A 7,913-nucleotide genomic window follows, 5' to 3' on the forward strand; every position below is an offset into this window, starting at 1 on the left:
CGGCTCAGATGCTGCGCCAGCGGCCCTCGATCGCGTTGCCCTCGGGCCGGGACCGGAAGACGTTCCCCTCGGTGGGCTCCGTCTCGTCCCCGGCCAACGCCAGCCGCCGCAGCAGCGGTTCGACCAGCACGTCGTAGACCCCCGGCAGCAGCCGGAAGCCTGCCGTGACGACGTGGTTGAGCACCCCCGCCTGCACGACCCGGCGTGGCCGGTCGAGGGTGGACAGGACCCGGCGGGCCACCCGCTGCGGCGAGTAGACCGGCGGCGGGGGCCGCCCGGTGCTGCCCGCCCATGTCGCGCCCTGGGAGTAGATGGGAGTGTTCACGCCGCCCGGCTGGACGATGGAGACGGAGATCCGCGGCTCGTCCCGGGTCTCCTGCTGCAGCACGCGGGCGAGCGCCAGCTGACCCCACTTGGCGACGGCGTAGCTGCCCATGACCGGCGTCGTCACGTTCCCCAGCAGGGAGTTGACGACGACGAGGTGGCCTGCGCCCTGCCGCCGGAAGACCGGCAGGACGTGCCGCGCGACCGTGGCCGTGCCGTGCAGCGAGGTGTCGACGACCCGCTCGAAGACCTCCTTCGGCACGTCCTCGATGTGCCCGTAGGCCATCACCTGGGCGGAGTGCACGACGACGTCGAGGTGGCCGAGCTCGCGCACCGCGCCGGCGACCACCGCGGCGATCGCCTCCTCGTCCAGCACGTCGGCCGGGCAGACCATGACCGCGGCGGCGCCGGCGGCACGGAGCTCGTCGGCCGTCTCCTCCAGCGACGACCGGCCGCGCGCCACCAGCACCAGCCGCGCACCGCGGCCGGCCAGCTGCACGGCCGTCGCCCGGCCGATGCCGCTGGACGCGCCGGTGATGAGCACGGTGAGCGGTGCTCCGCCGGAGTCGGGGATCGGCACGGAGTTCTCCTCGCTGGGGGTGAGTCCGGCGTCGCGGGCACCGGTTGTCCGCAACCGACTACCCGACCGGCCCGGCGGTCATGCGGTGCGCCGGTCCAGCTCGGCCAGCAGCCAGCCCGGCCCGCTGACGTCGACGCCGTCGGGCAGGCGGGCGCGCAGCCCCCGGTCGGCGGTGACCACCAGCACCTCGCGCCCGTTGCCGGCCAGCTCGGGCACGACGTCGGCGAGCGCGTCGTCCCCGCTCCCGCGGGCGCGCACCACCCGGACCCCGTCGGGCGCGGGAACGTCCCGGGCCTGCCCCTCGACGACGGCCACCACCTCGGTGCACGTCAGCTCCTGCCCGCCGGGCCCGGGCACGGTCTGCCCGGCCAGCTCGGCGAGGCGGTCCAGGAAGCGGCCGGCCGCCCCCGCCCGGTCCCGCCACCAGCCGTCGGGACGGGCGCCGACCACGTTGGCGACGTCCACCACCAGCACTGCCATCTCGTCCTCCCTCCGCGGGCGCCGCACGAGGCGTGCTCGCGGCCCGTCCCGTGCGTCTCGCCGGGCCCTACGCTCCCGGCATGTGCCGGAACATCCGCCCGCTGGCGAACTTCGCGCCGCCGGCGGCCGACGAGGAGATCCACGCCGCCGCGCTGCAGTACGTGCGCAAGATCAGTGGCACGACCAAGCCGTCGCGCGCGAACGCCGAGGTGTTCGAGCGGGCGGTGGCGGAGGTGGCCGCGGCCTCGGCCCGGCTCCTCGACGCCCTGGTCACCACCGCCCCGCCCAAGGACCGCGAGGCGGAGGCAGCCAAGGCGCGGGCCCGGGCCGCCGCCCGCTACGGCGGCTGACCACTCGGCACGGCGTTCCCGGCCGTCGGGAACGCCGTGCCGCGCCCGGTCGCCCATCGGGCGGGCCGGTCAGTTCTCCGACGCCGGGCCGACGTCGTGCGGGTCGGGGGTGCGGAAGGTCGGGTCGTCCGGCGGGTCGGCGTCGTCGTTGCCGGCCCCCGTCGCGGGACGGTCGGTCTCCGGCGAGCGGTCGGGTTCCTCCCCGCCCTCCCCGAACCCGTCGGCGGGCGGGGGGGCGCCGGCTCCCGGGTCCGCGGCGGGGATGCCTTCGTCGGGTTGGCCGAGGTTCGGTTCCAGCGGGCTCCACATCGACATGCCGGTCCCCTACCCGGGCTCGGCGCCTTACTCCCCTCCGATCGCCGCCCGGCTGCCTGGGCTAGAAACGTCGGCATGACCTCCACCGGGACGTCCGTCCCCGAACTTCTGCTGCGCCGCGCCCGGTTCGCCGAGCTCACGCCCTTCGAGGTCTACGCCCTGTGCCGGCTGCGCGTCGACGTCTTCGTGGTCGAGCAGGAGTGCCCCTACCCCGAGCTCGACGGGCGCGACGTCGAGCCGGCCACCGAGCACCTCTGGTTCGAGGAGGCCGGTCAGGTGCTGGCGACCATCCGCGTCCTGGACGACGGCGCCACGCGCGCCATCGGCCGGGTGGCCACCGTGACGGCGGCGCGCGGGCGGGGGTTGGCCGGGCGGCTGATCGAGCAGGCGCTGGCCGACCACGGGCACGGCCCGCTCACCCTGGGCGCGCAGGCGCACCTGGAGCAGTGGTACGGGCGGTTCGGCTTCCGCCGGAGCGGTCCGGGCTACCTCGAGGACGGCATCCCGCACGTCCCGATGCGCCGGGAACCACGGTGAGCGGCGCGCAGGTGCCGGCCGCCGCGGCCGACCTGGTGCGCGAGGCCGCGGACCGGCTGGAAGCGCTGGCCGCGTGCACCACGCCCGGTGACTGGCGTCTCGCCGGCCTCCTGGCCAGCCGGCCGGAGGTGGTCGCCCACGGTCCCGGCGGGGCAACCGAGCACGTCGCCGACGCCCGCGCGCGCAGCGCCGGGTGGATCACCGCCCTCTCCCCCGCGCTCGCCGGACCGCTCGCCGCCTGGCTGCGGGCGGCGTCCGCCGGGCAGCCGCCCCCGGAAGCGGTCGCGGTCGCCCGGCAGCTGCTGCACCGGCTGCCCTGACCCGCCTCCGCGCCGGCCCCGCCGTCTCCCCTGCGACCGTTCGTCGGCAGGACGGGGGCGGGAGCGCTCGTCGCGGGTATGGGGCGCGGATGCAGCCGCGCACGGGACCCGATCCCCTCGAGAACCCCGACGACCGGGACCCCGTCGAGGCACCGGACGCCCCGGAGCGGGAGGGCCTGGCCCGGCGGCTGGACAAGCCGATGGGTGCGCTCGGTCTGGTCTTCGTCCTGGTGGTGCTCGGCCAGTCCCTCGCCCGGCAGCCGTGGCTGACCACGACGCTGAGCGTCGTCGGCTGGGTGCTGTGGGCCGTCTTCGTGGCGGAGTTCATCCACCGGGCCGCCACGGCCCGCGACCAGCGCCGCTTCTGGACGCGCAACTGGTGGCAGGTGGTCTTCCTGGCGGTGCCGTTCCTGCGGTTCGCCCGCGCGCTGACGTTGCTGCGTGCGGCGCGGGTCGGCGGCGTCGTGTCGGCCGCGGTCCGTGGATCCCGCTCGGCGGGGCGCCTGCTGAGCGGCCGGATCGCCTGGCTCGGTGCGGTGACCGTCGTGGTGGTGCTGGCGTCCAGCCAGTTGCTGTACGTGCTCGGCGCCTACGACTCCTACGGCACGGCGCTCTACGACGCGGCCCTCGCCACGATCAGCGCCCGGCCGCTCACCGCCGACGCAGACGTCGCGCGCGTCCTGGACATCGCCCTGGCCACCTACTCGGTGGCCGTGTTCGCGACGCTGGCCGGTGCGCTCGGCGCGTTCTTCCTCGAGCGGCGTGACGACGGAAACGTGGCCGCCCGGGGAGCGTGACGCCGGGCACCGGGCGTGCGACCGCGGCCCGCGGGGTAGCCGCCCCGCCATGAGCGACGACGTGACCACAGGTGGGTACGCCGAACGGCTGGGCGCCCGCCCGGAATCGGCCGGCGAGGGCGCGGCCCGGATGGAATTCGAGGTGACCGAGGAGCACCTCAACCCGGCCGGCACCCTGCACGGCGGGGTGCTGGCGACGCTCGTCGACACCGCGATGGGCCAGGCGGTGCGGACCACCACCGGTGACGGCGAGGTGCCCGCGACCAGCCAGCTGACGGTCACCTACCTGCGGCCGGGGAAGCCAGGCGCCCTGCAGGTCACCGCCCGGCTGCGGACGCGGGGCGAGCACCTGACGGTCTGCGAGGCGGACGTGGAGCAGGACGGCAAGGCGCTGGTCCACGCCGTCGCGACCTTCGCGCTGCTGGGTTCCTGACCCAGGGTCACCCGGGCAGCGGCGCGGGCACCTCCTGGACGACGGACGGGACCGCCGCCCCCTGGTCGTCGTCCTGGTCGTCGGTCCTGGTCTGGGCGACGACGAGGATGTAGGTGAAGATCCCGGCGATGACGAGCAGGATGCCGAGCGGGATCAGGATGCGGCCGAGCCTCCTGCCCTTCGGGGTGCCCTCCCCGGCGCTCCGGTCGTCGTCGCCGCGGTGGTCGGGGTGCGCCATGGGTGGTCTCCTGGGGTCGGTGGAGCGGGGTGAGCCCGCCCGGGGGCCGGCCACCTCCTTCATGCCCGCGCTACCGGGCGTCACTCCCCGCGGCCGCGACCGGCGCAGCGACCGCGGGCGGAGGACGATCGGGGTATGACCACCGCCACCTGGAACGGCGTCGTCGTCGCCGAGTCCGACGACATCGTCACCGTCGAGGGCAACGCCTACTTCCCCCGCGCAGCCGTCCGCGACGACGTGCTGCGCCCCTCGGAGAAGCAGACCGTCTGCCCCTGGAAGGGCACCGCCTCCTACTACAGCCTGGAGGTCGACGGGCAGCGCAACCCGGATGCCGCCTGGTACTACCCGGAGCCGAAGGACGCCGCGAAGCAGATCTCGGGCAGGGTGGCGTTCTGGAAGGGCGTGGAGGTGCGCTGACCTCGTCGGTCAGCGGCCGGGGCGGGTGCCGGCGAGCTCGCGGGCCGACGCGGCGGCCTCGGCGTCGAGCTGGCGGTCGATCGACTCGGTGAAGGAGTCCCAGGCCTGCTCCGGCGTGATCCCCAGCGCGGCGGCGATCTGGTCCCACTCCGCGCCCCCGCGCAGCGCGGCGCGGATCCCGACCAGCTGGCTGTCGTGCGCGCGGCGCGAGACGACCTCGCCCAGGGCGAGCAGCTCCAGCGCCTCGTACACGTCGAGCTGGGTACCGGTGTCGCGCAGGGAGGCCGACCAGTCGTCGGCGTCGTCGTCACGGACGGTGTTCAGAGCGGTATCGCCGTTGTCGCGGCGACTCAGGAAGTCGAGCCGCGTGGCGGCCGTCGTCAGCGAGAACTCCGCCTCGAGGGCCTCGGGTGTGATGGTCATGGGTCGAGCTTCCCCTTCGACGTAGGAGCGCCAAACCCGGCGCAGGCGGGATTTCACCCACGCGGAGGGCCCGCACCCCCCGTGGGGATGCGGGCCCTCCGCGTGCTGGCCCCGTCCCGAGGCTCACCCCGAGCCTGCGAGGGGTGAGGAGGACGGGGTCCTCTTTCACTTGTCGACGCCGACGGCTTCCTTGGCCAGGGCGGCCAGCTGCGTCTGCGCGGCGCTCGCCACGTTCGACCGGTTCTTGTGGGTCTCCTCGTAGCGGATGATCACGTTGACGTCGTGCGGCGTCTTCAGCTGCTTGATCGCCTTGACGGCGTCCTGCACCGACATCGAGTCGTAGGCCTTGATCGGCAGCTCGTCGGCGGTGACGTCGCCCAGCTCCTCGCGGGTGGCCCGGGCGGCGTCGGCGGCGTCCTGGTTGCCCTCGCGCTGCGCGATCCGCTCGGCGCGGCGCAGCGAGGCGGCGCGGCCGACGGTGAGGGTCTCGCGGACGGCCCCGGTGAACGCCGACGCGCGGTCACCCGCGGCGGAGAACCGGTCGGAGGTCTCCTCACCGGCGTGCCGCACGGTGTCGACGGCGTGGTTGACCGTGTTGGCCCAGAAGCGGACCGGCGCGTTGACGCCACGGGCCACGGCACCGGCGACCTTCTGCACCGGGGTGGCGACGAGCGCCGCCGGGCCGCCCAGGGCCTCCTCGGCCAGGACCACGGTGAGCCACTCGACGGTCGCCTGGTGCGCCTCGACGAGCTTCTCGGCCAGGCGCTGGGTCTCGACGTCACCGGCGGTCTCGGCGAGCACCTTGAGGTAGGTGGCGCGGTCGAGCAGCTGGTGCTCGAGCTGCAGGTCCTGCAGGAGCGCCTCCTCGATGGAGGTCGACTGCTCGAAGGTGGCCTTGAGGGCGGCGGAGAGCCGGCCGACGACCGGCGTCACGACGTCGGGGACACCACCGAGGGCGCGCAGCCGCTCGGTGATCTCGAGGGTGCGGGCCGCGGCGTTGTCGGCGTTCTGGGTGAGCTCCCGACGGACGGCGTCGGTGCGGGCCTGGCTGATCCGCGTCCGTGCGATCTGCTCCTCGGTCTGCGTGAGCAGGACGAGGGCGCGCAACTGGTTGATCATCTTGGCGTTGTTGTCGGTCATGGGGGATGCAGCTCCAGAGATCGAGGATGACCTGACGTCTCTGTGTGTGCCCCGGATCCTCCGCGTGCTAACAAGAGCAAGCGGATTGCTAGCAGTGAGCCTCGTCACCCGGACGGGTGACGAGGCCCTGACCGCGACGGCCGCTCGGCTCAGCCGGCCTGGGCCGGCAGGTTCTCCTGGGCGTGCGCGCGCCGCGGCCGGACGTCGAAGCGCAGCACCGGCTGGGTCATGTCGTCGGTGACCTCGTAGGGCGGGCGCGGGGCCAGGCGGACCGGGCGGGGCGGCAGCGACGACGGCGGCATGGTCTTGCCGCAGCCGACGCAGTAGCGGCCTCGCTGGTGCACGGCTCCGCAGTGCGCGCAGGTCATGTCGTCTCCTCGGGGTCGGTACCGGCACGGACAGACGGACCCTCGCAGGCCGCAGCCCCGGGTTGCAGTCGGATCTGACGGGTGGGACGAGCCGTTACCCGAACGTCATGAGCGACCCGTTTCCGGATTCCGCTCCCCGAACCTGCCTCGTGCGCGGATCGGCAGATCCCGGCCGCGGATCTGCCCATCCGCGCCCACGGTCGGGTTCAGCGGCCGGTCCAGCGGGGCGGGCGCTTCTCCAGCCGGGCGGCGATCCCCTCGGCGCGGTCCTCGCTGAGGTAGGGGTTGGGGCCGACGTCGAGCCGCAGCCCCTGCCAGAGCGGCAGCTCCAGCGCCTTGATCGCGGTCTCCTTCATCCGCCGGACGGAGATCGGCGCGTTGCCGGCGATCCGGTCGGCCAGCTCCAGCGCCGCGGGCAGCACCTCGTCGGGCGCGACCAGCCGGTTCACCAGCCCCCAGCGCTGGGCCTCCGTGGCGTCGATCGGGTCGCCGGTGAACAGCAGCTCCAGCGCGATGCCGACCGGGATCCGCTTGGGGAGCACGACCGAGCCGAAGTTCGCTCCCATGCCGATCGCCGCCTCGGGCAGGGCGAAGCGCACCGCCGGCGAGGCGATCCGCAGGTCGCAGGCGAGCGCCAGCTCGAACCCGCCGGCGACCGCCGGGCCGTTGAGGGCGGCGAGCACCGGGACGGGCGTCTCGGTGACGACCTCGAACACCGACCGCGCCGGCCGGTTCATCGGCGGCCGGAACCGCTCGCCCCGCTGGTCGGCGGCGCGAATCTCCTTCAGGTCGAAACCGGCGCAGAACGCCGGCCCGGTACCGGTGAGCACGACCGCGCGCACCCCTTCCTCGGCGACCCGCAGCAGCTCCTCCACGAGGTCGGCCTGCAGCTCGGTGGAGAGCGCGTTGCGCCGCTCGGGCCGGTCGAGCGTGAGCACGCGGACGTGCCCGCGCTCCTCGACCGCCAGCCCGGAGTCGTGCCGTCGCGGAGTGCTCATGACGGGCAACCTGCCGCGCCGGGCCGCCCGTCGGCAAGCTGGACACCAGGACGTCCCGACCTCCGGTCCCCGGGGGGGGGGGGGGGGGGGGGGCGGGGGGGGGGGGGGGGGGGGGGGGGGGGGTGGGGGGGGGGGGGGGGGGGGGGGGGGGGGGGGGGGGGGGGGGGGGGGGGGGGGGGGGGGGGGGGGGGGG

14 protein-coding genes are annotated in these 7,913 nt (G+C 75.1%); 6 read left to right on the forward strand and 8 right to left on the reverse strand.

Annotated features, from left to right (window positions below):
* Positions 1-4: 4 nt before the first annotated feature.
* Together ACI79Q_RS06310 and ACI79Q_RS06315 are read right to left on the reverse strand one after the other, a co-directional pair.
* On the reverse strand, positions 5-904 hold the full coding sequence (locus ACI79Q_RS06310) for an SDR family NAD(P)-dependent oxidoreductase (RefSeq protein WP_456588576.1): 900 nt from the start codon (positions 902-904) through the stop codon (positions 5-7).
* Positions 905-982: 78 nt separating this feature from the next.
* Positions 983-1,384: a hypothetical protein gene (locus tag ACI79Q_RS06315; protein ID WP_456614400.1), complete on the reverse strand. Its 402-nt coding sequence runs from the start codon at positions 1,382-1,384 to the stop codon at positions 983-985.
* Positions 1,385-1,464: 80 nt separating this feature from the next.
* On the opposite strand from ACI79Q_RS06315, the gene ACI79Q_RS06320 reads away from it, so the two are divergent.
* Entirely contained in the window at positions 1,465-1,734 is a 270-nt protein-coding gene (locus ACI79Q_RS06320; protein WP_456588574.1) for a DUF2277 domain-containing protein, read from the forward strand.
* Between the two features lie 69 nt (positions 1,735-1,803).
* Here the strand turns inward: ACI79Q_RS06320 and ACI79Q_RS06325 are convergent, their stop codons facing one another.
* Positions 1,804-2,049, reverse strand: a complete 246-nt coding sequence (locus tag ACI79Q_RS06325; RefSeq protein WP_456588573.1) for a hypothetical protein — start codon at positions 2,047-2,049, stop codon at positions 1,804-1,806.
* A gap of 75 nt (positions 2,050-2,124) precedes the next feature.
* Here ACI79Q_RS06325 and ACI79Q_RS06330 point away from each other — a divergent pair, with 75 nt between their 5' ends.
* From ACI79Q_RS06330 to ACI79Q_RS06345, 4 genes are all read left to right on the forward strand, one after another.
* Positions 2,125-2,586: a GNAT family N-acetyltransferase gene (locus ACI79Q_RS06330; protein ID WP_456614401.1), complete on the forward strand. Its 462-nt coding sequence runs from the start codon at positions 2,125-2,127 to the stop codon at positions 2,584-2,586.
* Positions 2,583-2,906 (forward strand): hypothetical protein, encoded by a 324-nt coding sequence (locus ACI79Q_RS06335; protein WP_456588571.1) that lies wholly within the window; start codon positions 2,583-2,585, stop codon positions 2,904-2,906. Before ACI79Q_RS06330 ends, ACI79Q_RS06335 begins: the two co-directional genes overlap by 4 nt.
* Positions 2,907-2,995: 89 nt before the next feature.
* Positions 2,996-3,703, forward strand: a complete 708-nt coding sequence (locus ACI79Q_RS06340) for a hypothetical protein (protein ID WP_456588570.1) — start codon at positions 2,996-2,998, stop codon at positions 3,701-3,703.
* 49 nt (positions 3,704-3,752) lie between these two features.
* Complete coding sequence (locus ACI79Q_RS06345) at positions 3,753-4,136, forward strand: PaaI family thioesterase (RefSeq protein WP_456588569.1); 384 nt, start codon at positions 3,753-3,755, stop codon at positions 4,134-4,136.
* A 7-nt stretch (positions 4,137-4,143) separates the two neighbouring features.
* On the opposite strand, the gene ACI79Q_RS06350 is transcribed toward ACI79Q_RS06345, so the two are convergent.
* On the reverse strand, positions 4,144-4,374 hold the full coding sequence (locus tag ACI79Q_RS06350; RefSeq protein ID WP_456588568.1) for a hypothetical protein: 231 nt from the start codon (positions 4,372-4,374) through the stop codon (positions 4,144-4,146).
* Between the two features lie 135 nt (positions 4,375-4,509).
* Here ACI79Q_RS06350 and ACI79Q_RS06355 point away from each other — a divergent pair, with 135 nt between their 5' ends.
* Positions 4,510-4,791, forward strand: coding sequence for a DUF427 domain-containing protein (locus ACI79Q_RS06355; protein WP_456588567.1), 282 nt, complete (start codon positions 4,510-4,512; stop codon positions 4,789-4,791).
* A gap of 9 nt (positions 4,792-4,800) precedes the next feature.
* Here the strand turns inward: ACI79Q_RS06355 and ACI79Q_RS06360 are convergent, their stop codons facing one another.
* The 4 genes from ACI79Q_RS06360 to ACI79Q_RS06375 form a co-directional block, all read right to left on the reverse strand.
* On the reverse strand, positions 4,801-5,214 hold the full coding sequence (locus ACI79Q_RS06360) for a hypothetical protein (protein WP_456588566.1): 414 nt from the start codon (positions 5,212-5,214) through the stop codon (positions 4,801-4,803).
* A 165-nt stretch (positions 5,215-5,379) separates the two neighbouring features.
* Positions 5,380-6,354: a ferritin-like domain-containing protein gene (locus ACI79Q_RS06365; protein WP_456588565.1), complete on the reverse strand. Its 975-nt coding sequence runs from the start codon at positions 6,352-6,354 to the stop codon at positions 5,380-5,382.
* Positions 6,355-6,503: 149 nt separating this feature from the next.
* The gene (locus ACI79Q_RS06370) at positions 6,504-6,722 is read right to left on the reverse strand and encodes a hypothetical protein (RefSeq protein ID WP_456588564.1); all 219 of its coding nucleotides are present in this window, start codon (positions 6,720-6,722) and stop codon (positions 6,504-6,506) included.
* 206 nt (positions 6,723-6,928) lie between these two features.
* Positions 6,929-7,720 (reverse strand): enoyl-CoA hydratase/isomerase family protein, encoded by a 792-nt coding sequence (locus ACI79Q_RS06375; protein WP_456588563.1) that lies wholly within the window; start codon positions 7,718-7,720, stop codon positions 6,929-6,931.
* Positions 7,721-7,913 lie beyond the last annotated feature (193 nt).

The organism is Blastococcus sp. SYSU DS0828 (assembly GCF_054050975.1).